Raw genomic sequence first — 26339 nt, forward strand, 5'->3', positions numbered from 1 at the left:
TACCTACTTTTTGCGATATATTGTCGCTATAATGAAGGAAGTAGCCCACCTTACAACGCTAAAAGATAGGTTACTTCCTCCATTATATAAATAAATTTTTAATTGGGCATCAATTCTCCATTGACAAACAGCTCAAACCCACCAAAACCTATATTTGTTTCGATAATCCTATCCAAATCTTTTTGATCCGTAGGAATAGGCATATCTCTATTATATTTTTGAATTTGATCTGCCATAGGCCAGCCACCCTTCATCTTAACCGTCTTCATGTTAAACCATGTACCTGTTGTATTCTGGAACCAGTCCAGTCCAAAAGCATTTTCATTAGCAATCCATGTTAATACGCCGGCAGCTCTATTCATGTCTTCTTCACTCATATACAGCATTTGTTTGAGCATTTTATCTATATCTACCATTTTACCATCAGGGCCGGGATAAACCATATTGAGTTTACCAGCTTGTGGGCCGCTCTGTATTCTGGGGAAATTACCAGCTTTGCTCTCATATCCCCAATAAAAATTGGAAAGAGGCCACCATGGTACATTAAATGCCCACGAAACATCTAGCGTATCTGCAGACATGTCATATTCATGCTTATCCTGAGCCGCTGCGTAAAATATGGAGGAGTCGGCTGACTTTACTTTAGTCGGAAATCCGAATTTCGTAAGCTGTTCAGCACTTACTTCAGCAGATGTAACTATAGAAAAGTTACCATTATTAGCACCTATTACGAACTCATGCATTTTGCCATTTTTATCTCGCCAGATACCATCGCTTCCTTTTGACCAACCGATAGCCTTTAATTCTTTTTCAGCTTCCGCCGGATCATAACGGAATTTTGTCATCTTATCCTTTATATCCTGGGGCACAAACCATTCTACAAACTGAAGAGGCATACCCATTATCGAATAACCTGTAGACTCAATACCATAATAATTGCCCACTTCCCTTATCTTTGACTTATCAAATACATACGTCAAGGCTCTTCTAAATCTCACATCGTTAAATGGAGGTTTTTGAATATTATAAACAAATCCTCTGTCAGAATAGTTTGGCATCTTGTAATGTATTAAATCTTTATTAGCCGCTAAGATCGATTCCAGTATATCTTTTGGCTGAGTACCATCATACCTGTCGAAGAGTCCACCCCTTAACATAGCATATTGTCCAGATAAATCAGGGACCTGCTTGCATATGATCTTATCAAATTTTACATTCTTTGCATTCCAGTAATCCGGTCTTTTAACCAGTATCATATCAGATGCAGTTACTTTTTCCACCTTATATGGACCCGTACCAATAGGTAATTTAGGATTTTCTTTAATAAATGCCTGCCAATTCTTTGTAAGCTCATCATTTAACTGTTTATCGTCAACTAGATCAATTCCGAAAGGTCCTCTTTTATCCAGGCTTGTCGCAGGCTTGCCTTTTTTCAAAAGCTCCGCGGCCTTATCTACGTATTTTCCATATATGTGATATGGTATCGTACCTTGAGACGGCTGAGCAATCAAAAGATTTTTTATTTTATCAATCGGTTGAGGGTCGTTCCAGACAAATACAACCGTATAATCATCAGGTGTCTCTATAGCTTTTAACATTTTGGTTATAAATTCTCCATTGTTAAGCGTATAATATGCCCATATATCTTTGCTTGTAAAAGGTTTTCCATCGTTCCAAGTTACACCTTTTCTTATTTTTACTATACTCTTATTTCCTTCGTGGATAGGCATACTCTCTGCTAACCTAGGATAAATCTTATCAGAAGTCCTTACAAATTGATACAAACCTTCCATAATAGCTGCACTGGCAGGCCAACCAATTCCTCCAGAAGCAAAAGGATTCCCTTGATATAACGGCGGTTTTGGCCAACCACATTGACCTTCTCGGAATATTTTCTGCTTATTCACTTTTGGACTATTCTCATCGTCTGATACCTGAGAAGTTTTTGTTGAATTGTTGTTTATACTTGTGCTTTTTGTTTTACTTCCACAGCCTGAGAACGTAAAACTTAACACAACAATTAAAATAAGTACAATAGACATGAATCTAGACCTTTTAAATAGCATGCATAGTCCCCCTTTTGATTTCAACACTTTTTATAGATTTTTAGATTGATTTTAATTTGGCGTCTTTTTGATTGTTATCCAACCCCCCTTGTATTAAATCATAATCAATATAGCACTGATTTATGTTTATTGTTATGTATTTATGTTTGTTTATATCTATTTTAACTTGTAACAAAAACATTTTCAAAGCTTAAATTCACTTAAAAACAATAAATATTTATGTGTTTTCTTCTTTTTTCTCAATATTAATTGCATTTTCTTGAATTTTCTCCGTTTTTTACATATAAAATAAAAAACTGCGGGATTTTAACCCCGCAATTAATATAAAAAATTTATTACGCTCTATATTCAAACTCGTATTCTTTTATCTTTACAATATCGCCGTCTTTTATACCCATATTTAATAATTCATCCATAATACCTTTCCGTTGCAGAGAAGCCTGTAAATACCTTATAGAATCAATATCCTGAGTATTTACCCTGGACATCACCCTATCAACAAAAGCTCCTTCTATGACATATCTCCCCTCTTCGTCTCTGTGAATTTCGTATTCGGGGCGCTCCTTCTTTTTATATACTACTTCTATGACCTGATTTACAATCGGGGCATCTTCCTTGTGCTCAGTTTTGATTTCTTCTTTTAAAACTTCAACAACTTTATCCATCAGTTTATTTATCCCCATGCCTGTAGCCGCCGATATACCATATACCTCGTAACCCCTCAGGCCAAGCTCCCGCTTTACCCTTTCATAAACCTTATCAGCTCCTGTTACGTCAAGTTTATTGGCGGCTATTATCTGCTTCTTTTCCATTAGCTTTTGGCTATATAAAGCCAGTTCTTCATTTACCTTATCAAAATCTTCAACAGGATCCCGACCGCTTAAGCCCGATACATCAAGCACATGCACTAATACCTTTGTTCTCTCTATATGCCTTAGAAATTCATGCCCTAATCCTACTCCTTCATGAGCCCCTTCTATAAGCCCTGGTATATCTGCGATAACAAAGCTATCCTCGCCCCTATCTACAACGCCCAGATTCGGCGTCAATGTAGTAAAGGGATAATCTGCAATCTTCGGCCGTGCTGCCGTCACAACAGACAAAATAGTAGATTTACCTACATTGGGAAATCCTAAAAGACCTACATCAGCCAGCAATTTTAATTCCAATATAAGCCTATGCTCCTCACCGGGTTGTCCACTTTCAGCAAATCTTGGTGCTTTCATTGTAGCACTGGCAAAGCGGGCATTTCCTCTTCCTCCACGGCCACCTTTGGCAACTATAGCCCTTTGACCTTCTGCCACCAAATCTGCCAGCACTTCACCTGTCTCTGCATCTTTTATAATTGTGCCTGGCGGTACTTTAACTATCAGGTCCTCTCCGTTTTTCCCGGTCATATTTTTGCCTTTACCATGCTCACCATTCTGTGCTACATATTTCCTTTTATATCTGAAATCCATCAACGTCCTTAAACCCGGATCCACTTCTAATATCACATCACCACCTTTTCCCCCATCGCCTCCATCAGGTCCACCCATGGGAACATACTTCTCTCTTCGAAAAGAAATGACTCCATTGCCCCCATTGCCACCTTTAACAAATATCTCCGCCACATCTACAAACATTTAATCACCTTCTTTCCTGCTCAAAATATACTCTATACCATTTTTACCTTGTTTTATATGTAATTGCACGTCTGGACTATAATCCTCTATAGCTTTTATAGAAACTGCGTCAACATCTATATCCTCAACAATATCATCAATCTTTATAGATAAATTTATGCCACGTCTTTTTAGTTCGTATTTCAGCTTCAAAAGCCTTATAATAGACTGCGTATTTAATAGAAAAATACTCCTTTCTTCATTTATTTCATCTATAATTTTATGTATATAATCAATTGCTCTATCCTTTTGATCTATCTGCAGGTATCCCAATATTATCTGTATATAATTCAAAAAATCATGCCGCTGCTGCCTGTATATGCGTATCATTTCTTCATCATCCAAAACGCTCACTTCCTCACTTCCATCCACTTTCTTATTTTAGGCTTCAAAAAATATTTGTAAAAAAAGCCCTGCTGAGAGCAGAGCCTTTTTTACAAATATATATTATTTACAGCTTAACCTTCAACCGTCGCAACCTGGGGATAAACACTTACCTGTTTTTTATCTCTACCTTTTCTTTCAAAAGACACAATGCCGTCTACCAATGCAAAAAGAGTGTGATCTTTACCCATTCCGACATTGTTACCCGGATGTATTTTTGTACCTCTCTGTCTTACCAGTATGTTACCCGCCTTGACAAATTGACCATCTGCTCTCTTGACGCCAAGCCTTTTAGACTCGCTATCTCTTCCGTTTCGAGAGCTTCCAACACCTTTTTTATGGGCAAAAAGCTGAAGATTCATCATATCTAACACCTCCTATCCTCAACCTTTAAGTATTTACCGTACCCTTCAGCAATATCTTTAAGGCCAAGTACCATAGTCTCCAGTATACTGTCCATCTTCACCCTATCTTCAAACGAAACCTCTATTATCTTAAAAACAATTTTTCCCTCAGCTACAGATTTCTCAACGTGTGCCCTCGTAAGTTCTTTTACACCCAATAGTGCTGTTTGCACAACAGCGGAAACAGCTGCGCAAACTATATCCTTTCCATATTCACCATATCCAGCATGTCCTGTAACCTTAAAATCTAATATCTTTCCATCGCAATTTCTATTTATAACAACCTCTATCATATCAGCTATTAGACAAGTATTTTCTGAATTTCAATTCTCGTAAAAAGCTGTCTGTGCCCTTTTTTTCTGCGATAATTCTTTTTAGGTTTGTATTTAAACACGATTATTTTTTTGCCCTTACCGTGTTCCAGCACTCTGGCTTGCACCTTAGCGCCTTCCACATACGGACTGCCAATTTGTAAATTGTCATCCTTTGACACAGCTAAGACTTCATTAAACTCAACCACATCATTGGGTTCAGCGTTTAGCTTTTCAACCTCTAATACATCGCCTTCCTGGACTCTGTACTGCTTCCCACCGGTTTGAATAATTGCGTACATCTTCGCACCTCCAAAAACTCTTCTCGCCGTAGAAGGTGATGACAGACCTTCTCCGAGCGGCAACGGTATAATTTTATCATAAACCTCGCATCATGTCAAATGTCTCACTATCTCTCTCACGTGGCCTATTAAATACAGCGAGCCACAAAAGAGCACCATATCTTCTTCTTCAGCGCTATTTATTGCTTTATATACTGCCTCCTTTATATCTTTTACAGCCATCACATCACATTTCACTCGCATTTTTACCTTTTGTTCCAATTCATAGGCATCCAATGCCCTGTAACTGTCTGGTTGGGTGGTTATAATCATATCCGCGATGGGCGTTATGCTATCAAGGATACCGTCAACATCTTTATCTTTAAGTACCCCTATCACCAATACTAAACGCTTGTATCTAAATAATTCCTTTACATTTTTCGCTAGAGTCCTGGCGCCCTGCGGGTTATGTGCACCATCTATTACTACAAACGGATTTTCTTTCAATATCTCCATTCTTCCAGCCCACCTAGCATACTTCAGACCATTTTTTAGGGCTTTCTCCCCTACAGGCACCCCAGTTTCTTCTAAGGCCCAAATAGCCTCAATAGCTGTAGCGGCATTTAAAACCTGATGCATCCCTACAAGGCCTATTTCTACATCTTTTAAATCTTTATAATCAAACACCTCACCTATATAAGATGCTTTTTTTATCGTCAAGCGCGATGTATCTACCTTTATAAGCCTGGCCTGAAGCTCTCGACAACGATCCTCAATAACAGCCATAGCCTCATCACGCTGAGGATACGTAACGACCAAACCGTTCTGTCTGATTATACCTGCTTTTTCAAAGCTGATCTTTTCTATGGTGTCGCCCAGCGTCTTCATGTGATCCATGTCTATCGTGGTTATCACAGATACATCGGTATGTTCTACGGAATTGGTTGCATCAAATCTACCACCAAGCCCAACCTCCAACACCACTATATCTACTTTTTTGATCTGATAATATTTAAGGGCTATTGCTGTTATAATTTCAAACTCGGTGGGATGGTTATGCCCTTCTTTTACCATCTGCTGCGCCAAAGGTATTATGTATTCTACCATCTTTACAAGATCATCATCAGGGATGTTCTCTCCATTAATCCTTATCCTTTCATTAAATACCTCAAGATATGGAGATGTATACAGTCCCGTCTTATAACCTGCTGTCCTTAAAACGCTGTCAATCATGGCACAAGTAGAACCCTTGCCATTGGTACCTGCTACATGCACAATTTTATAATACCTATCAGGGTGACCCATCAACTGTAATAACCTCTTCATATTCTCAAGGCCCAATTTCACGCCAAATTTAGATACACTGTGAATATAGGCTACCGCATCTTCATATGTCATTTTCTCACCTCGTCAAAAACTTTCCCATTATTATTTCATCCACATACATACCGTTCACTATAAACTGCTTCTTTCTTACGCCCTCTTCTTCAAAACCGAACTTTTTATAAACATGAATAGCTATTTCATTGGTACTAAATACGCTAAGACACAACTTCTCATAGTCATGCTTAGCTGCCCAATCAATAGCAAACTCCAGCAGCCTGCTACCAATCTTCTGGTTTCTATAGCTACTTATAATGCTAATACCTATCTCGCCTACATGTTGTACTTTTGGCGACCTACCACCATAATACCTGAAAAGGGTAAGACACCCCACGATGTCTTTACCCTTTGCAGCTACAAAAATCATATCTTTTTTTCGGTCCATGCGTTTGATAAAATCACGCTCTTCTTCTTCAGTCATAGGAAAGTACTCAGAAACAGTAAATATTTTTTCACTGCCGACGCTCCTCATAACATTAATTATACCTTGGGCATCATCAGGCTTTGCCTCTCTTATAATGATCTCATCAGTACCGGGGCTTTTCTTTAAGAAGGCAAAAATAGACCTCATATCCCCAATTCACTTATCCTCTCCTTTAAATTCCTCCACATTTCTTTATACTTTTCGTATTTTTCTTTTTCAGCTTCTATAACATTCTTCGGAGCTTTGCTCAAAAAGCCCTGATTGGATAGAAGCTTTTCGGAGCGAGCTATCTCCTTTTCAACGCCAGCCAATTCTTTATTTAATCTCTCCAATTCTTGAGCTACATCAACCAAATCTTCAAGAGGTATATATATATTACCGCCTTCAAACACAGCTGTCATAGCTTTTTCTGGCGCCTTATTACTAAATATTATATCACTTACATTGGCTAATTTCACGATATAATCTTTGCATTTGTTCAACAATATGCTTACTTCTTCATCGGCATCAATTACTACATTAACTTTTTTAGCTGGAGATACATTTACCTGGGCCTTTATATTCCTTATTTCCCTTATAACATTCATCAATATACCTACAGCATCAGCATCTTTTTCAAATACCAGCTTGTCATCGTACACAGGCCAGCTGGATTTCATAATGGTTTCTCCCTCATGCGGGATAGTAAGCCATATCTCTTCGGTGATAAAAGGCATAAACGGATGAAGCAACCTGAGCGTATTATCAAGGACATAGCGCAACACATCTTTTGTCACTTCAGCCCTCTCGTCATTATACCCTATGTTTACCTTAGACAATTCTATATACCAGTCACAATATTCATCCCATATAAATGAATATAGTTTTTGTGCCGCGATGCCCAATTCAAATTTCTCCAGGTTTTCCGTGACCTCCAACACCAGCTGATTGTACCTGTGGAGTATCCACCGATCAATGATGCTTACCTTATTTAAATCAGGTATGTTCACCGATCTTTCCCCGATATTCAGTAACACGAATCGCGATGCATTCCAGAGCTTGTTAGCAAAATTGCGGCTGGCTTCCACCCTCTCATAGCTGAAGCGCATATCATTGCCCGGAGAATTATTAGTAGCCAGGGTAAACCTTAGTGTATCTGCCCCATACTTATCTATCACATCAATTGGATCTATGCCATTACCCAGAGATTTGCTCATCTTTCTTCCTTGTTCATCTCTTACTAATCCGTGAATAAAAACGTACTCAAAGGGCGGTTTCCCCATAAACTCCAAACCCATGAATATCATCCTGGCCACCCAGAAGAATATAATATCATAACCTGTTACCAGCACATTGGTTGGATAGAAATACCTGAGATCATCAGTATTTTCAGGCCATCCAAGAGTAGAAAAAGGCCACAGAGCAGAACTGAACCATGTGTCCAGCACATCTTCATCTTGATGTATATCCTGACTGCCACAGTTTTCACAGGCTTTTGGATCGTCTATGGACACAGTAGTATGACCACAGACATCACAATACCATGCAGGTATCCTATGGCCCCACCATAGCTGCCTCGATATGCACCAATCTTTAATGTTTTCAAGCCAGTTTATGTATATCTTAGAAAATCTCTCAGGCACAAACTTTACCTGACCGTTTTTAACTACTTCAAGTGCAGGTTCTGCCAATGGCTTCATAGACACAAACCATTGTTTAGATACCAATGGTTCTACAACTGTATGGCATCTATAACAATGTCCCACATTGTGTACATGATCTTCTACCTTCACCAGATAACCTTCATGCTCCAGTATCTCTATGATTTTCTTCCTTGCCTCATATCTATCCATACCAGCAAACTGGCCTGTGATCTCTGTCATGCGGCCGTTATCATCAATGACTTTTATAGCTTCCAGGCCGTGCCGCAAGCCTACTTCAAAGTCATTAGGATCGTGAGCAGGAGTTATCTTAACTGCTCCTGTACCAAACTCTTTTTCCACGTATTCATCAGAAATCAGCGGTATCTCCCTACCCACTATAGGCAATATCAGTACTTTACCTATAAGGCCTTTATACCTTTCATCGTCAGGATGTACCGCCACCGCTGTGTCTCCCAGCATGGTTTCAGGCCTGGTAGTGGCCACCGTAACATATCCCGATCCATCCTTAAAAGGATACCTGATATGCCAAAGATGCCCTTTTTCTTCCTCATATTCTACCTCTGCATCGGAAAGAGCCGTATTACAATCAGGGCACCAGTTTATTATCCTGTCACCCCTGTATATCAGCCCTTTCTTATATAATCGATAGAATACCTCTCTTACTGCACGGGAACAGCGCTCATCCATAGTAAATCTGACCCGTGTCCAATCACAGGAGCTGCCCAGCCTCTTTAACTGCTCCAGAATTCTGCCACCGTATTTTTCTTTCCACTTCCATGCCCTCTCTAAAAACTTCTCTCTGCCCAGATCATACTTGCTAAGCCCTTCCTCTCTTAATTGTTCTACAATTTTAACTTCTGTAGCTATGCTGGCATGATCTGTTCCTGGCAACCACAATACATTATAGCCCTGCATTCGTTTCCACCTTACAATGATATCCTGTAAGGTGTTATCAATAGCATGGCCCATGTGCAAATATCCGGTAATATTTGGTGGTGGCATGACGATGGTAAAAGGCTCTTTCTTTTCATCTATATGGGCAACAAAATAACCTTTATCCAGCCAATTTTTATACAATCTGGCTTCAAAATCTGAAGGATCATAGGTTTTTGGCAATTCTTTCATATGCAATACCTCCGTAATTATATGTTCAATGCTTTTTGTGTAAGGTTTAGTACAAACCTGATTTAATGTAAATTATTAAAAAAAGCCTTCGCATTAAGGGCGAAAGGCTCCGCGGTACCACCTTATTTCCGTTCAGGCACTCTTTAGCAATAACGGGCATACCCGAAAAGCTCCTGAGCTACCTTCAGCGGCCGTTCTTAAGAAAGCCTTTCAGCCTGCGAGCTTTCCTCTCTTTTAAGCCGATACCGCCTACTCCTCTCATTCATCGCCGTTAACCTTTTTATTTTATATAATATACCAGATACCGAACAAATGTCAATACGATTAATTCTTAATTATACGATTAATTCTTAATTATTCCTCAAAAACTTTTTTTAAACATATAATTAAATCCTCAAATATTCCCACCTTAACATTATCTTCTTTAGAGTATATTTCAGGCCTGCCATATTTTTTATTTTCATTTAATTTATACACCATAACAATTTCATCTATTGGATGGACAATCCAATACTCTTTAACCTGTTTCTTTTCATACAAAGACAACTTTTTGATATAGTCCATAAAAGCTGTAGAAGGTGAAACAATTTCCATAATCAAATCCGGGCTCCCCTTGCATCCTCTATCATCCAGTTTTGATTTATCACATATTACAGTTATATCCGGTTGAACCACGTCTTTTACTTTTTCATCGTCCTCACCTTCTTCAGCCAGTCGCACATCAAATGGTGATCCATAAACCTTGCACGGTTTATCAAGCAAATAATTTGATATCTGTCTCAACAGTTCTACCTGAACTTCCTGATGTCTCCTGGATGGAGCCACACTCATATATGCTGTTCCGTCAATTAACTCCCATCTTTCATCTTCCGGCCATTTCACATAGTCGGCATACGTGTAATTCCCGTTTATTATTTTTAATGGCTCTGCCATTCGGCATCACTTCCTTTTTTACTGCTCTCCTCTATTTTATAATATTTTTATTTCTTATTTTAAACGGGTTTTTTCAATTCTATTAACCTTATATAGCCTGTTCCCTGATAATTCTCATCATTTTCAAAACTAATCAATTCAAAAGATGTATCCTCCAATTCACTTTTTAATTCTCCCTCAGTAAACCATCGAACATAACCTTCTCCTAATGGAAAATTATCACCTTGTTCAAGAATCTTAAAATTAGCAGCAGGACTCATATAAAAATATTCATCCTTTGACTCTTCAATAAAATCATCGGGTACGATATATTGTGTTATCAGGCAAGTCCCTCCGGATTTCAGTATACGGTACAATTCTTGTAAATACTGATGCCGTAAATCCCTTGTTGGAATATAACAAAGCACCTTAAATGCAATGAGAGCATCAAACTCATTATCTCGAAAAGGCAATGTGAGGCCATCTACCAACCTGTAATTTATATTCAACCCCTTTTTTTCTGTCTCTTTAGATGCAATATTTAAAAGCTCTTCACTTATATCGACAGCCGTAACATGATAACCCATTTCCGCTAAATATATAGAAATTCGCCCAGCCCCACAACCAACATCCAATACCGAACCTTTAACAGGAAGTTTATTCAATAACCATCTCTCTGCAGGAGTCGGCCCTTGATAAATCTCATCCTTGTAATGCCTTATTTGTTCAGGTCTTTTAAACCATTGTTTAACCGACTGTAAAAGATATTTATGTTCATCTGTAATTCCGTTCATAGTAATTCCCCTCAATTATTGCTCTTATTTTTATAACATCATTATACATTTAAAAAAAGTGCAAATGCAATAAAAAGACACGCGGCTGATCTCCGCTAAGGAAGATCAATACGCGTGCCTTCGCAATATTCTAATCCTTATACGCCCATAAACATCTTTATGTCATCGTCTACATTGCTTATTCCGCCTATGCCAAACTTCTCCACCAATACCTTGGCTACATTGGGCGATAGGAACGCCGGCAGTGTTGGCCCTAGATGAATGTTCTTTACGCCCAGGTACAAAAGCGCAAGGAGCACGATTACAGCCTTTTGCTCGTACCATGCGATATTGTAGGATATGGGCAATTTGTTTACATCGTCAAGACCGAATACCTCTTTTAATTTTAATGCAATTACAGCCAATGAATATGAATCATTACACTGTCCTGCATCCAGTACCCTGGGTATTCCATTGATATCTCCGAGGTTCAGTTTATTGTACCTGTACTTGGCACAGCCGGCTGTAAGGATTACCGTGTCCTTTGGCAATGCCTTGGCAAAATCGGTGTAATACTGTCTGCTCTTCATCCTGCCGTCACAACCAGCCATCACGAAGAATCTCTTTATTGCGCCTGATTTAACCGCATCCACGACTTTATCTGCCAGGCTCAATACCTGATTGTGAGCAAATCCACCTACAATTTCACCTTTTTCTATCTCCACAGGAGGCTGACATCTCTTGGCGTGTTCTATTATCTCCGAGAAATCCTTCTTTCCATCGGGCCCTACAGGAATATGCTTTACCCCTTCAAATCCCACAACGCCAGTAGTATAAAGCCTATCCTTGTAAGAATCTTTAGGTGGTATGAGGCAGTTAGTAGTCATCAATATTGGACCATTAAAGCTCTCAAACTCCTTATCCTGTTGCCACCAGGCATTGCCGTAATTGCCAGCAAAATGAGGGTATTTCTTAAATGCTGGATAATAGTGGGCAGGTAACATCTCACCATGGGTATAGACATCGACACCAGTTCCCTGGGTCTGCTCCAGCAATTCTTCAAGATCCTTTAAATCATGCCCGCTTATAAGTATACCCGGATTGTTTCTTACCCCTATGTCTACTTTAGTAATTTCAGGATTACCATAGGTTGATGTATTCGCCTTATCCAGCAGAGCCATTACATCTACACCGTATTTACCTGTTTCCATGGCCAGTGCCACCAGATCATCAGCTGTCAAGCTGTCATCTACCGTTGCGGCCAATGCCTTCTCCATAAACTCAAATATTTTTTCATCCTTGTAGCCCAGGACATATGCATGATACCCATAGGCTGCCATACCTTTTACGCCGTAAGTTATGAGTTGTCTCAATGATCTTATATCCTCGTCTTCTGTGGACAGCACCCCTACCTGTCCAGCCTTAGCAAAAAACTCTTTCTCTGATGAAGGGTTCCACGATACCGAATCGTGCAAGTTTTCCACGTTTACGCCAGCCTTCGCTAATTTTGCTTTGATTTCATCTCGCAGAGATAATGCTTCTTTAATCTTTTTTATAAAGTAATTTTTATCAAAGTTTACATTGGTTATTGTAGCAAAAAGCCCATCGATCAAAAATTTATTGGTTTTTTCCTCCGCTATCCCTTTTTCCCTTGCTTTGGCATTGCAAATTGCTATACCTTTTAGCGCATAAATCAATAAATCTTGCAGATTCGCCACGTCTTCAGTTTTTCCACATACACCTCTCAAGGTGCAGCCAGTTCCCCTTGCCGTCTCCTGACACTGATAGCAAAACATGCTCATAAAATCTTACCTCCCACAATCAAAATTATCTCGACCCTCAAAAACAAGTTATATAAAACGAATTACGTAATATAATATACTCCAAAAAAGGGTTGTCTTCTGTGATAAAAATCACATTGAGAAAAAAATAGTCAAAAAAAAATTTAACGGCTTGATGCTTGCGCAGCTCAAGCCGTAATATTCCACCACTCAAAACCGTCTTTTTTCAGGAGCTCATTTGCACCTGTAGGTCCCCATGTACCTGCCTCATACACCTCTATAGTGTCTTTTCCGTCCTTCCATGCATTCACAATGCTGTCCACAAAACGCCATGAATATTCTACCTCATCCCACCGCGTAAAAAGAGTAGAATCTCCACGCATTACATCGTATAATAACCTTTCATAAGCTTCAGGGGAGTTATTATAAAGGCTACAATTCTGGCAAAAATCCATCTGTACAGGTACGATGTTATATTTTTGACCTGGCTTTTTAGCATTAAACTGAAGATAAACCCCTTCCCTTGGCTGTATCCATATAACCAAAAGATTTGGCTCCAAAGGACCATATTCTTTAAAATACAGGATACCTGGAAGCTGTTTAAATTGTATGACAATCTTAGCAGACCTATCCGCTAACCGTTTACCAGTCCTTAAATAAAAAGGTACTCCTGCCCATCTAAAGTTATCTACATATGTCTTTAAAGCCACAAATGTCTCCGTATCAGAATCGGGCGATACCCTTTCTTCTTCTCTATACGCTACAACAGGCTTGCCATCAATAGTCCCTCGCCCATATTGCCCTCTTACCACAGAACTCGATACCGTTTCTCTTGTAATCGGCCTCAATGACCTCAAAACCTTCACTTTTTCATCCCTTATGGCATCCGTGCTCAAATCTATTGGAGGCTCCATAGCTACCAGTGACAGAAGCTGAAGCATATGGCTTTGCACCATATCCCTTAAAGCTCCCGCTTTTTCATAGTAATTACCTCTATTCTCTACGCCCACTGTCTCATCAATGCTTATCTGTACATTATCGATATATCGGTTGTTCCATATAGGTTCAAAAAGACCATTAGCAAATCGTATCACCATTATGTTTTGCAACATTTCCTTCCCCAGATAATGATCAATCCTGTAAATATGGCTTTCATCAAAAACCTGCGATAATTTTTGGTTCAAATATTCTGCTGACCTTAAATCCCTACCAAAGGGCTTCTCTATGACAACCCTCTGCCATGCTCCATTATTCTCAGCCATCTTGTGATCATGCAATTGCTCCGCAATCACCTCAAAATATTCCGGTGCCACGGCTAGATAATATACCCTATTACCTTTCGTCTGGTATCTTTTATCCAGTTCATTTAGGAAATTTTTGAGCGATACATATGCCGCTGGATCGTGAAACTCCACTTTCTCATAATAAATCCTTTCAGAAAGCGCGCTCCACTTATCTTCATTCATACCATTACGGGAAAAGTTCATAACTGATTCTCTAGCTATCATCCTGTATTCTTCATGAGTATAGGCCTTTCTCCCCACTGCCACAGTGGCAAAATTATCCGGCAGAAGGCCTTCAACATAGAGGTTATAAATGGCAGGTAGCAGTTTTCGCTTGGTCAAATCTCCTGTACCGCCAAATATAACCATAAGACAAGATGTATTGTCCATAAAGTCACCTCTTTTCGCACATACTGCAACTACAGGATTATTTTTTCTCTACCGCATGTCCCCCAAACTCATTTCTCAATGCAGCAACCACTTTACCTGCAAATGTGTCTTCCTGTTCAGAACGATATCTCATAAACACAGAATTAGTGATGATTGGAGCCGGAACACCTAGTTCCAAAGCTGTCTGAGCCGTCCACAATCCCTCCCCAGATGAATGCATGACACCTTTTATTGTTTCCAATTTAGGATCTTTTTTAAACGCATTTTCCATGAGCTCCATCAACCAACCTCTTATTACAGAGCCATGATTCCATACCCTGGCGATTTCTTTTAAGTCCAGGTCAAATCCACTTTTTTGAAGTATCTCAAATCCTTCGCCCATGGCTTGCATCATACCGTATTCTATGCCATTGTGCACCATTTTTACAAAGTGTCCACTCCCATTTCTACCTGTGTGTAAATATCCGTTTTCTACGGATATATCTTTTAGAAGTGGTTCTATGTACTTAAAAACCTCGTCTTCAGCGCCAACCATAGCACACACTCCATATCTTGCCCCTTCGATTCCACCACTGGTACCAATGTCTACAAAATCTATGCCATTACTTTTAATCTTCTCATATCGCCTCAATGTATCTTTATAATTGGAATTGCCTCCGTCAATTATGATGTCATTTTTATCTAAAAGCGTTAAAAGTTTGTCTATTATATCATCGACCACCTGCCCCGCTGGCACCATAAGCCATATAACCCTTCTTTTCTCCAATTTTTCTACCATCTCTTCCAGACTGTATGCACCTATAGCTCCTTCTTTTTCAATGTTTTTGGTCTTATCAGGAGTTCTATTGTAAGCCACAACGGTGTGCCCGTGAGATAACATGTTTAATGCCAAATTATAACCCATTTTTCCTAATCCAACCAAACCAATCTTCATACTAACATCTCCTTTGCTCTTTTTTATTCTTTATTATTATATCTCAAAAAACACTTAAAATTATTTTATAATCATTTTAAACTTTATAGCATAATTTATCAACGCTAAAATCGTCATAAATATAGCCAATGCCATTATATACGCAGCATAAGGCAACTTGATAACAACAGCTATTACAGCTATATAAAACACTACTGTAGCAATCTTTCCGAATTTATCTGCGCTTATAGCAATCTTGTTTTTATTGTACAAAAATGCTGCTCCAATTATCATAATAGTTTCCTTTATTATTACTATTGAAAGAACAGGAAGCGGAATCAATTTCTTTATCGTCAAAGAGAATAGCACTGCAATCAACATAAGCTTATCAGCTAGTGGATCAACTAACGTTCCAAATTTCGTTATAAACCCATATTTTCGTGCAATTATGCCATCAGCGACATCCGTAAAACCAGCTAATAGAAAGATTAAAAGTGCATAAAACATGTTATTGTGTGCAGAGAAAAAAAAGACCGCAAGGTAGACCGGAACAAGTATTATGCGAAAAGTCGTCAATATGTTAGGAATATATTTTAACATCATATAGCGTATTTTGAATACTTATCCGCTACCTTGCTAGCCCCATACGCATCTGGCTTTACATGTGGTAAGAATCCACAACCTGCAACCATATTAACGACCTCTTTAAGGATATCTCTAGTTTTCCCATTTTCCCCTACATCGAGATGGATTTCTATATCCATATAATCATAGCCTTTCTTTGAGATAATTTCATATATCTGATTAGCTACATCCAAGCTATATGTTGCCTCCATCACAATTCTCTGGCGAAGTGAATTCATCTTTTTGCTGAAAAATCTTCTGTAATAATACCGTGCTCCCTTACCTTTTCTGTAAATAATAATTGCAGTGACAAAACATACCTTACTACTTGATTGTGAGTCCGTACCTATAATCAATTTATATTCGCTATTTTCATCTTCATTTACAAATTCAATTATATCATCACAAAGCTGCTCTAAATTCATACGACCTTTGGTAGGATTTATGAATTGCAATTAAACCCATCTCCTTTATTAATCATCTATTGATAATATTAATACAATTTTTAAAACTTGTAAATCGGTAATTTTATCGCAAACACAAAAATTTTTCACAACTTTACGTTGCGCATCAATAACCCATTTTAGTCAACGCTTCCCTTGCCATTTTTACCAAACAAATTCTTCTATCATTCAAGCCTGAAGATACTCAATAAAATTACCGCTATAACAGCACATCCGAAACCGAAATAAAACGGAGCTGCTGGTGTCACTTTATCCCATAAATAGCCTGCAACCGCACTGGCAGGAAGCGCTAGCAATCCTAACGAGGCATTATATAGTCCAAAAGCTGTACCCCTATGTAAATCATCTACAAGATGTGCAACAAGCGATTTAGCAACACCTTCTGTCATAGCGTAATATGCGCCATAAACGATATACAAAATCCATATCTGCCACGGTGATTTTACCAGTGCAAATCCTAAATATACCAAAGCATAGATAAGCCATCCTAGCTTTATCACCTGAACTCTGCCAATTTTATCCGACAATACCCCGAAAGGAACTGATAATATTGCATAAATAAGGTTAAAAACCGCAATAATTACAGGAATTATTGCTGCTTTTACCCCTACATTTTGAGCCCGTAGGATCAAAAAAGCATCACTGCTATTTCCAAAAGTAAAAATGAGCATGACAATAAAAAACAATAAAAATTTTCCTTTAAAAACTGTAATATCAAAGCTGAATTTATTGTTTGTATTAATTTCTGTTTTTCTTTCTTTTACAAACAACCCTACAAGCAATATTGTAATAAAAGCGACAATACCCGCAATTAAAAATATAAACTTATATCTTTGGACATTCATATAATTAATCAGAATAGCCAAAAGTCCTGCTGTTATCAATGGACCAATAAATGACCCTAATGTATCCAGCATCCTCTGATAACCGAAAGCAAATCCCATGTTTTTCATTTTTGAAGATCTCGCGACAAGCGCATCCCGAGGTGCATCTTTCATTCCTTTCCCTACACCATCTGTTAATCGCAAACCAAAAGCTACCCATCCGATATTGGTTATTGATAATAATATTCTGCCTAAAGCTGAAAGCAAATAACCTATAAATACAAGCGTTTTTCTTTTCCCTATTTTATCAGATATAATGCCAGATAATATTCGCATTATGCTGACGGCGGTTGTCACACTGCCTTCGATAATTCCTATCATTTCTTTGTTTAATCCAAGAATTTGAGAATAGAATGTAGGCAAAATAGGTGCAATCATATCTTGGCTTAACCCACCGAAAAATGCAACCCAACCCAGAGCTGTTATATTTTTGCGCAATGACTTTTCTTCGTCCTGTCGTACTTCCACAATACTCACCCCTCATTAAATTTTAATTCAAACAGCACTTCGTCATCTTCTACCCGCCCACATGTATACAGCTCTTATCCAGGCATCTTTCTCATCTCCCCAAGGTTCACTAGAGAACCTATAATCAGACTTCCTTATTATTTCTTTAAGATACATTAGTATCGTTTCCAATCTTTTTCTCTGTATGCTTGTTACAATATCCCTCCTCTCATCCTTTACTGGTAATAACTTTATTAATGAATAAAAGTGATTCATACACAATCCACCATAGTTCACGTATAAATCCTTAAATTCATCATCAGATAAAGCATCTTTTAATGTAGAAAGATATCTCTCTTCTGCTTCCAGTTCATTACTACACAATGGGCATTTTTCTTTTGGTTGTATTTTTTCACTTATATTACCCCTTAAAACATTTTCTATTAAATCAGAATAAAGTATGGCATGGGCTAACGGATCTCCGTGTTCTCTTAACTTCCATGCATGATAGTTACAAAATCCATTGGCATATTTTATGCTTTTGCGCATTCCGACATCATTTACGCCCTCATATAAAAATGAATCTATATAATTTTCAACAGATTTATCTATTAAATAGCAAACAGGACAAACAACATCCGCTTTTAATGCATCAACCATCTCAAAATAATCGATATGCCTTTTCACGTTTATCCAACCTCCCCATTAAAATAAAAAAGTTCCTACTACTCCTTCTCAAACAACTTAGTAGGAACCATCAGCCTTAAGGCACATAATGGTGAGTCCCATCACCTATTAATTTTTTTCTATATTGTCAACTGATTGGCAAACTTTATGAGGCTTTTACATAACTTTTAGTATATTATACCATACTGTCAACACGCTATACAATAGAAATAAAAATGAAAATCCTGCAATAAAAGCTCATTTTATGCTATAATTTACGTGTTTACACTTCAAAAAATCCAGCTAGTGAATTGAGGGAGGAATATAATTTGAAAAAAGAACAATTAAGAAGCGACATAGCACTACTGGTTATCACGTTGATATGGGGCGCTACATTTATTGCTGTAAAAAAAGCTATAGAAGATATCCCCGTTTTTAATTTTCTAGCTATAAGATTTTTTATAGCATTCATTGCTCTCGCTATAATCTTTTACAAATACACTTTTAAAGTAGACTATAAGACACTATTTTACTCGTTTATAGTTGGTGCATCACTTTTTTTAGCTTATGCTTTTCAAACCTTAGGGCTTATGTACACCACCGCTTCAAAATCAGGGTTTATAACGGGGTTTAGCGTCATATTAGTACCTCTCTTTGAATTTTTTATACTAAATAAAAAAAGCAACAAGTTCACTATATATGGCACTATAATAGCTTTTTTAGGTCTTGGATTTCTGAGTATTGATTTAAACAGCCTTAAAAATATGTCATTTAACATCGGAGATATATATACGATGATATGTGCCTTTTTTTTCTCCATGCAGATAATACTTATTTCTATATTTAACAAGTATATTAAAGCTATACCTTTTGCAATATATCAAATCGGCACTGTAGCTGTTTTAAGCACAATAGCAACGTTTATATGGGAAAAACCTGTAATACCTAAAAACATATTTACCTGGGAAGCCTTGTTAATAACAGGCCTTCTAGCCACAGCCATAGCATTTACTGTGCAGACAGCTGTGCAAAAATATACAACGGCAGCCCACACTGCATTGATATTTACAGCTGAACCTATATTCTCTGCTATTTTTGCTTATATTTTAGCAGGTGAAACTATGACAACACAAAATAGTATTGGTGCTGTATTGATCCTGGCAGGAATGCTTTTATCTGAACTGTAAAAACACGTATTTTATGAAAATAGTTCCATTCATATTATATAAATTTAATCAAAAAATAATTTTTGAAATAAGGTAAATAAAAAGGAGGATAAAATATGGTTTTAAGCAGTTTAAGCAAAACTTCCTCTCTTAGCGTAACTCCGGTACCAATAACCGTAGGTGATCAGATTACAATAACCTATAACGGCTTTTTAGCTAAAAACAATCCCAGCGAAATATACCTTCACTACGGATATGGTTCCAATGACAATTGGAAAGATGTAAAGGACATCAAAATGCATAAGACACCCCATGGATGGGAAGCAACGTTAAAAGTAACTGATAGCAGTAGATTGAATTTTTGTTTTAAAGATAACGAAAATTGCTGGGACAACAACTATGGTCAAAACTGGAACTATGAAATTCACAATGGAACAAAAGTTTTTTAAAAGGGGTTTTACACCCCTTGTTCATTTACAATCTATCAATATCCTTTTATCTTTTAAACAGCTCAGAATCAGGTATATCTGCTGAAATACCTTTGAGATACTCATCGAGATCAGATAATACCTCTTGAAAACTAATATTATTGTCCAACCTTATAAACTTTATGGAATTCTCCACAGCTTTGTTTTTTGAAACAGGACAAAAAGCACCTGGCACCGTGCAAACTACATTCACCTGTTTCTGAAGCATAAACTCAACAGTTGTGGCTCTCCTATTAGTCTCTACATCAAATCCCGGATTGTGATACTGATACGTTTTACCCTCTTCAGTGTCATAAATTAATATGTCCGCACCATCGGGCAGCGGCACAACAAACCCTCCGTTGTCTACCACAGCAGCAATTCTCATCTTTTATCACTCCCACTTTAAAATATATGCACTGCACAGCTGACATGCAACAAAAATCAAATTTAGTATACAACTGCATTTATAAAATGACAATATTCTTTTAATAAAAAACATTAACTAATATTTTCCTCTAAGTATGGTTTTTTCTATATAGTCAATTAACACATACATAAGGGCAGCCATAACACTAAGTATAAGTACGCTGGACATCACAATATCCAGTTTAAAAATTTGTCCCCCGTAGACGATCAAATATCCCAAGCCAGCTTTAGAAACCAGAAATTCTCCCGTTATAACACCAACCCATGAAAGTCCCATGTTGATCTTTATCGCTGACATAATGGTAGGGACACTGGCAGGAAGGATTACTTTAGTAAGAATCTGCATCTTAGTACCTCCAAAAGTTTTGATAAGTTTTATCTTGTCTTCATCTACCTGCATAAAACCTGTGACCACGCTTATTATAGTAACAATAAGGGATATAGCCAGAGCCATTGTAATGACAGGAATCTGGTTATTTCCCATCCAAACAATAAAAACAGGACCTAAAGCAGTTTTAGGTAAGCTATTGAGGACAATGAGATATGGTTCAACCACCTTTGAAACAAAATCAGACCACCATAACACTATAGCTATCAAGACACCCAGCACAGTCCCTGCCGCAAAACCTATTAATGTCTCACTTAGGGTCACCCATACATGCAAAAAAAGCGAACCATTTTGAGCCAATGATATTATAGTCTTTAACATCCTTGATGGCATACTTATCAAAAACGGATCTATAAATCCTCTTACTCCTGCCAATTCCCAAAGCCCAAAAAAGGCAATTAAAATCAAGATTTGAGCAATCTTCACCTCTATATTTTTAAACTTCACCTTCCGTAAAAACTCTCTATGCTCTTTTGACACTGGGTCATTATACATGGACATCTAACTCCTTCCATATAGCATTGAAGTATTCTTTAAATTCGGGAGCTCTTCTACAGCCTATAGGCGTCCTGTCAACGCAACTTAATTTCACATCATATATGTTTTTTACTGTAGCAGGCCTTCGGGATAAAACCACAATTCTGTCGCACATAGCAATAGCCTCAGAAAGGTCATGGGTTACTATCACGGCGGTTTTTTTCTCTTCCTTTAATATTTTCCATACTTCATCCGATATTACCAGCCTGGTTTGATAATCTAAAGCCGAAAAAGCTTCATCCAAAAGTACGATATCCGGCTTTAATGCCAATGTCCTTATAAGGGCAGCTCTCTGTCTCATCCCACCTGAAAGCTGATTAGGATAATGATATTTAAATTCTCCCAAACCGTATCTATCTAAAAGGTCACTTACATATTTTTTGGATTCCTCATTTATCATCCCTTTTATTTCAAGGCCTAGTAGCACATTTTGCATTATATTTCTCCACTCAAATAAATGATCTTTTTGCAACATGTATCCTACTTTGCCATATACATTGATCGCACCTCTCGAAGGCTTCAATAATCCCGCTATTATAGAGAGAAGTGTAGACTTTCCACAGCCAGAAGGGCCGATAATTCCCACAAATTCTCCTGCCTTGACATCAAACGATACATTTTCAATAGCTTTTGTTTCGCCCTCCATAGTATGGTACGTCAGGCCGATTTCATCGAGAATTATTATCTTTTTTACCATTATATCCCCCCACATTTCTGTTGAAGTCAAAGCGGCACAGCCTATGCAACTATGCCGCTTTAATTTTTTTACTTTATCGACTTTACCGCTTTATCAGCAAATGTATTGTCTATAAGTTTAGAACTATCTACTTTTTCCTTTATTTCTCCTGCTTGATACAATATATCCTGCAGTATATTAAAATCCTCTATTTTCATCTGCGGAGTTGTGCTCCACGTATCCTGCTTCTTATATCTTTCTATCACTGTTGTCATAAGGTCTATATCAGCATCAGGGAAAAAAGATTTTATAGTTTGAGCGATCTCTTTTGGCGAATGAGATTGTACCCAACGCTGGCCTCGGTAGAGCGCATTAGTGAATCGCTGTATGATGTCAGGGTGCTGTTTTATATAGCTCTGCTTCGCATTAAAAGTGGTATATGGTACTTGGTGGCTGGCAGCACCTATAGATGCTACAATATAACCACCTTTTTCTTTTTCTACTAAGGATGCAGTAGGTTCAAAAAGAGCCACATAATCAGCATCAGATCTCATAAATGCTCCCGCTGTTGCCGTAAACTGTAAATTTGTTATCAACTCCAGATCTTTTTTAGGGTCTATACCATGTTCTTTTAAGATATATTCTAACGTCATCTCTGGCATACCTCCAGGTCTTCCACCTATTACTTTTTTACCCTTCAAATTTTCCCATTTAAAATCCGGTTCTGGTTTCTTGCCAACCAGAAAAGAACCATCTCTCTTAGTACACTGTGCAAAATTGATTAAAGGATCCTTTCTGCCCTCTTGCAGGATATATACCGTCGCTTCAGGTCCCATGAGGCCTATATCCGCACTACCTGAAAGTACAGCTGTAGCAGCTTTGTCAGTACCTTGCGCAGTCGTTATGTTGAGTTCAAGTCCCTCATCTTTAAAAAACCCTTCATTGATAGCTACGTAATATGGAGCATAAAAGATAGAACGAACCACCTCTGTAAAGTTCACTTTAGTTATCCTATGTTCGGCGCTGCACCCTGATGTAAATGATACAATAATTAAAAGAGATAATATAAGCAATAATACTTTTTTCATAATAACACCTCCTCTTTTTACATAATATTCTCCCAGTTGCAATTGGTGATTAATTAAAAAAAGCAAGAATAAAAGGGTCATAATAGACCCTTTTATTCTTGCTTTTTTTCTATCTCTATACGCCGTATTTTACATTGCGACCTAAAAGAAAGTCAACACTCACATCAAAGATATCTGCCAGTTTAGTCAAAACCGTATAATCAGGCTCTCTTCTACCCGTTTCATAAAGAGAAATAGCACTTCTTGATAAATTCAACATCTCTGCCAGTTCATCTTGCGTCATATTATGAGATTTTCTCAATTTTTTTAACGTCTTACAAAACATAGCATGTCACCCTCCTAATAAATTTTTCAAGGGGTACATGCCATATGGAGTCATTATATGCAACCATAAATATTCTATCACTTATTTAGCGCATTGTCCAGTACCTGATCCAGGGTATTCACAAATATAAATTCTATCTTTCGCCTGATGCTCTGAGGTATATCGTCTATGTCCCTCCTATTGTCTGCAGGCAATATTACTTTTTTAATGCCTGCTCTATAGGCAGCTAAAACTTTTTCTTTTACACCTCCAATCGGCAATACTTTCCCTACCAGAGTGATCTCTCCTGTCATAGCTATATTTCTGTCAGCTGGTCTTCCCGTAAGAGCCGATACCATAGCTGTAGCCATGGTTATTCCTGCAGAAGGTCCATCTTTAGGAATAGCTCCTTCCGGAACGTGTATGTGTATATCGTAATCTTTGTAAAATTGATCATCTATACCTAACTCTTTAGCTTTAGATCTGATATACGTAAACCCTGCCTGAGCAGATTCTTTCATGACATCTCCCAGCTGGCCTGTTAATACCAGTTTGCCGGATCCTGGTACTTTAATAGCTTCTACAGAAAGTATCTCACCTCCCATAGGAGTCCACGCTAATCCTGTCACCACACCTACCTCATTCTTTTCCTCGGGCTTTTCATGCCTATAGAGAGGTTTCCCAAGATAGCTCTCAACAATTCTCGTGCTCACCGTTACTCTAAAATTCTCTCTTTCGACCATATTTTTCGCAATCTTTCTCACCAATGCCGCCAGATTTCGCTCCAGGTTTCTAACTCCCGCTTCCCTTGTGTATTCTTCTATAACTTTTTTAATGGCTTTATCCGATATAGCTATAGGCTTTTGTATACCGTGTTCTTTTAATTGCTTAGGCCACAAGTACTTTTTAGCTATATTCAATTTCTCCTCGTCGGTATAACCACTTATATATATTACCTCCATTCTGTCTAAAAGCGGCTGTGGTATGGTATCTGTGGCATTGGCTGTAGTTATAAAGAACACTTTTGAAAGATCAAAAGGAATATCAAGATAATTATCTCTAAAAGAAACATTTTGCTCAGGATCCAGCACTTCCAGCATAGCCGACGCCGGATCTCCTCTGAAATCACTACTCATTTTATCTATTTCATCAAAGAGGAAAACAGGGTTTGAAGTTTTCACATATTTAAGGGAAGATATTATTTTACCGGGCATAGCGCCTATATACGTCCTCCTATGCCCCCTTATTTCTGCTTCATCTCTCAAGCCACCCAGGGATATCCTAACAAATTTTCTTCCCATAGCTCTAGCAATAGACCTGCCTAAAGAAGTCTTGCCAACACCAGGTGGTCCAACCAGGCACAGGATAGAACCTTTTACATCGTTTTTCAATTTTCTCACTGCCAGGTATTCTAATATTCTCTCCTTTACTTTTTCTAACCCATAGTGATCTTCATCTAAAATCCTTCTCGCTTCTTCTATATCCAGCTTATCCTCTGTAAAAGTATTCCATGGCAGGTCCAATATCCAGTCAAGATACGTCCTGATGACAGAACTCTCTGGAGCTCCCGGAGCCATTTTTGATAACCTGTCCAGCTCTTTTAATGCTTTTTCTCTGGCTTCGTCAGGCAAATTGGCCTTCTCTATTTTTTCTTTGTACTCGTTTATTTCTTGCTGAACATCATCTGCCTCACCCAATTCTTCTCTTATAGCATTTAATTGTTCCCTTAAATAATAATCTTTCTGAACCTTGTCTATCTTCTTTCTTACTTTCGCCGTTATTTCTCTTTCAATTTCCATTATATCAAGCTCGTTTAAGAGCATCCCATAGAGTCGTTCTAATCGTTCTCTAACATCAAATATTTCTAATATTTCCTGTTTTTGACTTGTGTTTAATGAAACATGTGATGCTATTACGTCTGCCAGTCTACCAGGTTCTTCAATGGAAATAACAGATATAAGTATCTCAGGTGAAATATTGTTTATATAGCCAATATACTCTTCGAAGGCATTGGCTACGCCCCTCATGAGCGCCGTAATTTCTTTGCTCTTCTCTAAAGGTTCATCCAAATGCTCTTTTATGTTTACTTCAACAAACGGTTCATCCTGCAACACTGAAAGAATCTCGCCTCTGCTAATACCCTCAACTAAAACTCTCACTACTTCCCCTGGCAGTTTTAGAATCTGTTTTATTTTAGCTATTGTCCCAACTCTATACAATCCATCAATAGATGGATCTTCATCATCTAAGTTCTTTTGAGTCACCAAAAAAACCATCTGGTCGTTGGCCATGGCCTCTTCAATAGCAAATATAGATTTTTTCCTACCCACATCAAAATGTACGATCATGTACGGATATACTGTCAACCCCCTCAATGGAATAAGGGGCATCGTCTTTATCTTTACATCGATTTCTTCCATTTGGTCACCTCTAACCAGTTATATTTAAATATAACACATTAT

General features: G+C 38.0%; 26 protein-coding genes, 1 riboswitch and 1 other annotated feature. Of the genes, 2 read left to right on the forward strand and 24 right to left on the reverse strand.

The features are described 5' to 3' along the window. Positions 1 to 98: 98 nt before the first annotated feature. The 18 genes from BUB87_RS00555 to BUB87_RS00640 all read right to left on the reverse strand — a co-directional run bounded on the left by BUB87_RS00555 (position 99) and on the right by BUB87_RS00640 (position 18843). Positions 99 to 2066: an ABC transporter substrate-binding protein gene (locus BUB87_RS00555; protein ID WP_073341138.1), complete on the reverse strand. Its 1968-nt coding sequence runs from the start codon at positions 2064 to 2066 to the stop codon at positions 99 to 101. A 335-nt stretch (positions 2067 to 2401) separates the two neighbouring features. Further along, positions 2402 to 3691, reverse strand: a complete 1290-nt coding sequence (gene obgE, locus BUB87_RS00560) for a GTPase ObgE (protein ID WP_073341139.1) — start codon at positions 3689 to 3691, stop codon at positions 2402 to 2404. After that, the gene (locus BUB87_RS00565) at positions 3692 to 4075 is read right to left on the reverse strand and encodes a Spo0B domain-containing protein (protein ID WP_073341140.1); all 384 of its coding nucleotides are present in this window, start codon (positions 4073 to 4075) and stop codon (positions 3692 to 3694) included. A 113-nt stretch (positions 4076 to 4188) separates the two neighbouring features. Then, the gene (gene rpmA / locus BUB87_RS00570; protein ID WP_073341283.1) at positions 4189 to 4476 is read right to left on the reverse strand and encodes a 50S ribosomal protein L27; all 288 of its coding nucleotides are present in this window, start codon (positions 4474 to 4476) and stop codon (positions 4189 to 4191) included. Between the two features lie 5 nt (positions 4477 to 4481). Then, the gene (locus BUB87_RS00575; RefSeq protein ID WP_073341141.1) at positions 4482 to 4811 is read right to left on the reverse strand and encodes a ribosomal-processing cysteine protease Prp; all 330 of its coding nucleotides are present in this window, start codon (positions 4809 to 4811) and stop codon (positions 4482 to 4484) included. An 8-nt stretch (positions 4812 to 4819) separates the two neighbouring features. Next, positions 4820 to 5131, reverse strand: a complete 312-nt coding sequence (gene rplU, locus BUB87_RS00580) for a 50S ribosomal protein L21 (RefSeq protein ID WP_073341142.1) — start codon at positions 5129 to 5131, stop codon at positions 4820 to 4822. Between the two features lie 90 nt (positions 5132 to 5221). Beyond that, entirely contained in the window at positions 5222 to 6508 is a 1287-nt protein-coding gene (locus tag BUB87_RS00585) for a bifunctional folylpolyglutamate synthase/dihydrofolate synthase (protein ID WP_073341143.1), read from the reverse strand. Positions 6509 to 6512: 4 nt separating this feature from the next. Then, on the reverse strand, positions 6513 to 7064 hold the full coding sequence (locus tag BUB87_RS00590) for a GNAT family N-acetyltransferase (RefSeq protein ID WP_073341144.1): 552 nt from the start codon (positions 7062 to 7064) through the stop codon (positions 6513 to 6515). Beyond that, entirely contained in the window at positions 7061 to 9685 is a 2625-nt protein-coding gene (locus BUB87_RS00595; protein WP_073341145.1) for a valine--tRNA ligase, read from the reverse strand. The genes BUB87_RS00590 and BUB87_RS00595 overlap by 4 nt, the downstream gene beginning before the upstream one ends. Before the next feature lie 92 nt (positions 9686 to 9777). Further along, positions 9778 to 9960 (reverse strand) — a binding site (T-box leader). Positions 9961 to 10039: 79 nt separating this feature from the next. After that, positions 10040 to 10618: a Uma2 family endonuclease gene (locus BUB87_RS00600; protein ID WP_073341146.1), complete on the reverse strand. Its 579-nt coding sequence runs from the start codon at positions 10616 to 10618 to the stop codon at positions 10040 to 10042. Between the two features lie 59 nt (positions 10619 to 10677). After that, positions 10678 to 11391: a class I SAM-dependent methyltransferase gene (locus tag BUB87_RS00605; RefSeq protein WP_073341147.1), complete on the reverse strand. Its 714-nt coding sequence runs from the start codon at positions 11389 to 11391 to the stop codon at positions 10678 to 10680. A gap of 137 nt (positions 11392 to 11528) precedes the next feature. Continuing rightward, positions 11529 to 13172: a hydroxylamine reductase gene (gene hcp, locus BUB87_RS00610; protein WP_073341148.1), complete on the reverse strand. Its 1644-nt coding sequence runs from the start codon at positions 13170 to 13172 to the stop codon at positions 11529 to 11531. Between the two features lie 167 nt (positions 13173 to 13339). Further along, positions 13340 to 14824 carry a glucose-6-phosphate dehydrogenase gene (gene zwf, locus BUB87_RS00615; protein ID WP_073341149.1) on the reverse strand — a complete coding sequence of 495 codons (1485 nt, stop codon included), beginning with the start codon at positions 14822 to 14824 and terminating at the stop codon, positions 13340 to 13342. A 37-nt stretch (positions 14825 to 14861) separates the two neighbouring features. Continuing rightward, positions 14862 to 15758 (reverse strand): phosphogluconate dehydrogenase (NAD(+)-dependent, decarboxylating), encoded by an 897-nt coding sequence (gnd, locus tag BUB87_RS00620; protein ID WP_073341150.1) that lies wholly within the window; start codon positions 15756 to 15758, stop codon positions 14862 to 14864. Between the two features lie 60 nt (positions 15759 to 15818). After that, positions 15819 to 16337: a CDP-alcohol phosphatidyltransferase family protein gene (locus BUB87_RS00625; RefSeq protein ID WP_073341284.1), complete on the reverse strand. Its 519-nt coding sequence runs from the start codon at positions 16335 to 16337 to the stop codon at positions 15819 to 15821. Beyond that, on the reverse strand, positions 16337 to 16816 hold the full coding sequence (locus BUB87_RS00630) for a ribonuclease H-like YkuK family protein (protein ID WP_073341151.1): 480 nt from the start codon (positions 16814 to 16816) through the stop codon (positions 16337 to 16339). Before BUB87_RS00630 ends, BUB87_RS00625 begins: the two co-directional genes overlap by 1 nt. A gap of 173 nt (positions 16817 to 16989) precedes the next feature. Then, on the reverse strand, positions 16990 to 18177 hold the full coding sequence (locus BUB87_RS00635; protein ID WP_073341152.1) for an MFS transporter: 1188 nt from the start codon (positions 18175 to 18177) through the stop codon (positions 16990 to 16992). A 42-nt stretch (positions 18178 to 18219) separates the two neighbouring features. After that, positions 18220 to 18843, reverse strand: a complete 624-nt coding sequence (locus BUB87_RS00640; protein WP_073341153.1) for a DUF6062 family protein — start codon at positions 18841 to 18843, stop codon at positions 18220 to 18222. A 54-nt stretch (positions 18844 to 18897) separates the two neighbouring features. After that, positions 18898 to 18958, reverse strand: a riboswitch (Fluoride riboswitch). Positions 18959 to 19151: 193 nt separating this feature from the next. Between BUB87_RS00640 and BUB87_RS00645 the strand changes: the two genes are divergently transcribed. Next, complete coding sequence (locus tag BUB87_RS00645) at positions 19152 to 20009, forward strand: DMT family transporter (protein ID WP_073341154.1); 858 nt, start codon at positions 19152 to 19154, stop codon at positions 20007 to 20009. Between the two features lie 95 nt (positions 20010 to 20104). Continuing rightward, a complete protein-coding gene (locus tag BUB87_RS00650; protein ID WP_073341155.1) occupies positions 20105 to 20437 on the forward strand; it encodes a carbohydrate-binding protein in 333 nt (110 codons plus the stop codon). 46 nt (positions 20438 to 20483) lie between these two features. On the opposite strand, the gene BUB87_RS00655 is transcribed toward BUB87_RS00650, so the two are convergent. From BUB87_RS00655 to lon, 6 genes are all read right to left on the reverse strand, one after another. Then, positions 20484 to 20843 carry a NifB/NifX family molybdenum-iron cluster-binding protein gene (locus tag BUB87_RS00655; RefSeq protein ID WP_073341156.1) on the reverse strand — a complete coding sequence of 120 codons (360 nt, stop codon included), beginning with the start codon at positions 20841 to 20843 and terminating at the stop codon, positions 20484 to 20486. Positions 20844 to 20960: 117 nt separating this feature from the next. Continuing rightward, positions 20961 to 21773, reverse strand: a complete 813-nt coding sequence (locus BUB87_RS00660) for an ABC transporter permease (protein ID WP_407641809.1) — start codon at positions 21771 to 21773, stop codon at positions 20961 to 20963. Further along, positions 21760 to 22506: an ABC transporter ATP-binding protein gene (locus BUB87_RS00665; RefSeq protein ID WP_073341158.1), complete on the reverse strand. Its 747-nt coding sequence runs from the start codon at positions 22504 to 22506 to the stop codon at positions 21760 to 21762. Before BUB87_RS00665 ends, BUB87_RS00660 begins: the two co-directional genes overlap by 14 nt. A gap of 68 nt (positions 22507 to 22574) precedes the next feature. After that, positions 22575 to 23573 carry an ABC transporter substrate-binding protein gene (locus tag BUB87_RS00670; RefSeq protein ID WP_073341159.1) on the reverse strand — a complete coding sequence of 333 codons (999 nt, stop codon included), beginning with the start codon at positions 23571 to 23573 and terminating at the stop codon, positions 22575 to 22577. Positions 23574 to 23688: 115 nt separating this feature from the next. Next, positions 23689 to 23898, reverse strand: coding sequence for a helix-turn-helix domain-containing protein (locus BUB87_RS00675; protein ID WP_073341160.1), 210 nt, complete (start codon positions 23896 to 23898; stop codon positions 23689 to 23691). A gap of 77 nt (positions 23899 to 23975) precedes the next feature. Next, positions 23976 to 26288 (reverse strand): endopeptidase La, encoded by a 2313-nt coding sequence (lon, locus tag BUB87_RS00680; RefSeq protein ID WP_407641812.1) that lies wholly within the window; start codon positions 26286 to 26288, stop codon positions 23976 to 23978. Between the last annotated feature and the right edge of the window lie 51 nt (positions 26289 to 26339).

Origin of the sequence: Caldanaerobius fijiensis DSM 17918 (assembly GCF_900129075.1) — a bacterium.
In the GTDB taxonomy this organism is placed as follows: Bacteria; Bacillota; Thermoanaerobacteria; order Thermoanaerobacterales; family Caldanaerobiaceae; genus Caldanaerobius; species Caldanaerobius fijiensis.

Excerpts from the sequence above, each read along its gene's own strand:
- BUB87_RS00555 (WP_073341138.1), bottom strand. The coding sequence starts at position 2,066 with ATGCTATTTAAAAGGTCTAGATTCATGTCTATTGTACTTATTTTAATT.
- obgE (WP_073341139.1), bottom strand. The coding sequence starts at position 3,691 with ATGTTTGTAGATGTGGCGGAGATATTTGTTAAAGGTGGCAATGGGGGC.
- rpmA (WP_073341283.1), bottom strand. The coding sequence starts at position 4,476 with ATGAATCTTCAGCTTTTTGCCCATAAAAAAGGTGTTGGAAGCTCTCGA.
- BUB87_RS00575 (WP_073341141.1), bottom strand. The coding sequence starts at position 4,811 with ATGATAGAGGTTGTTATAAATAGAAATTGCGATGGAAAGATATTAGAT.
- rplU (WP_073341142.1), bottom strand. The coding sequence starts at position 5,131 with ATGTACGCAATTATTCAAACCGGTGGGAAGCAGTACAGAGTCCAGGAA.
- BUB87_RS00585 (WP_073341143.1), bottom strand. The coding sequence starts at position 6,508 with ATGACATATGAAGATGCGGTAGCCTATATTCACAGTGTATCTAAATTT.
- BUB87_RS00590 (WP_073341144.1), bottom strand. The coding sequence starts at position 7,064 with ATGAGGTCTATTTTTGCCTTCTTAAAGAAAAGCCCCGGTACTGATGAG.
- BUB87_RS00595 (WP_073341145.1), bottom strand. The coding sequence starts at position 9,685 with ATGAAAGAATTGCCAAAAACCTATGATCCTTCAGATTTTGAAGCCAGA.
- BUB87_RS00600 (WP_073341146.1), bottom strand. The coding sequence starts at position 10,618 with ATGGCAGAGCCATTAAAAATAATAAACGGGAATTACACGTATGCCGAC.
- BUB87_RS00605 (WP_073341147.1), bottom strand. The coding sequence starts at position 11,391 with ATGAACGGAATTACAGATGAACATAAATATCTTTTACAGTCGGTTAAA.
- hcp (WP_073341148.1), bottom strand. The coding sequence starts at position 13,172 with ATGAGCATGTTTTGCTATCAGTGTCAGGAGACGGCAAGGGGAACTGGC.
- zwf (WP_073341149.1), bottom strand. The coding sequence starts at position 14,824 with ATGGACAATACATCTTGTCTTATGGTTATATTTGGCGGTACAGGAGAT.
- gnd (WP_073341150.1), bottom strand. The coding sequence starts at position 15,758 with ATGAAGATTGGTTTGGTTGGATTAGGAAAAATGGGTTATAATTTGGCA.
- BUB87_RS00625 (WP_073341284.1), bottom strand. The coding sequence starts at position 16,337 with ATGTTAAAATATATTCCTAACATATTGACGACTTTTCGCATAATACTT.
- BUB87_RS00650 (WP_073341155.1), top strand. The coding sequence starts at position 20,105 with ATGGTTTTAAGCAGTTTAAGCAAAACTTCCTCTCTTAGCGTAACTCCG.
- BUB87_RS00655 (WP_073341156.1), bottom strand. The coding sequence starts at position 20,843 with ATGAGAATTGCTGCTGTGGTAGACAACGGAGGGTTTGTTGTGCCGCTG.
- BUB87_RS00660 (WP_407641809.1), bottom strand. The coding sequence starts at position 21,773 with ATGTCCATGTATAATGACCCAGTGTCAAAAGAGCATAGAGAGTTTTTA.
- BUB87_RS00665 (WP_073341158.1), bottom strand. The coding sequence starts at position 22,506 with ATGGTAAAAAAGATAATAATTCTCGATGAAATCGGCCTGACGTACCAT.
- BUB87_RS00670 (WP_073341159.1), bottom strand. The coding sequence starts at position 23,573 with ATGAAAAAAGTATTATTGCTTATATTATCTCTTTTAATTATTGTATCA.
- BUB87_RS00675 (WP_073341160.1), bottom strand. The coding sequence starts at position 23,898 with ATGTTTTGTAAGACGTTAAAAAAATTGAGAAAATCTCATAATATGACG.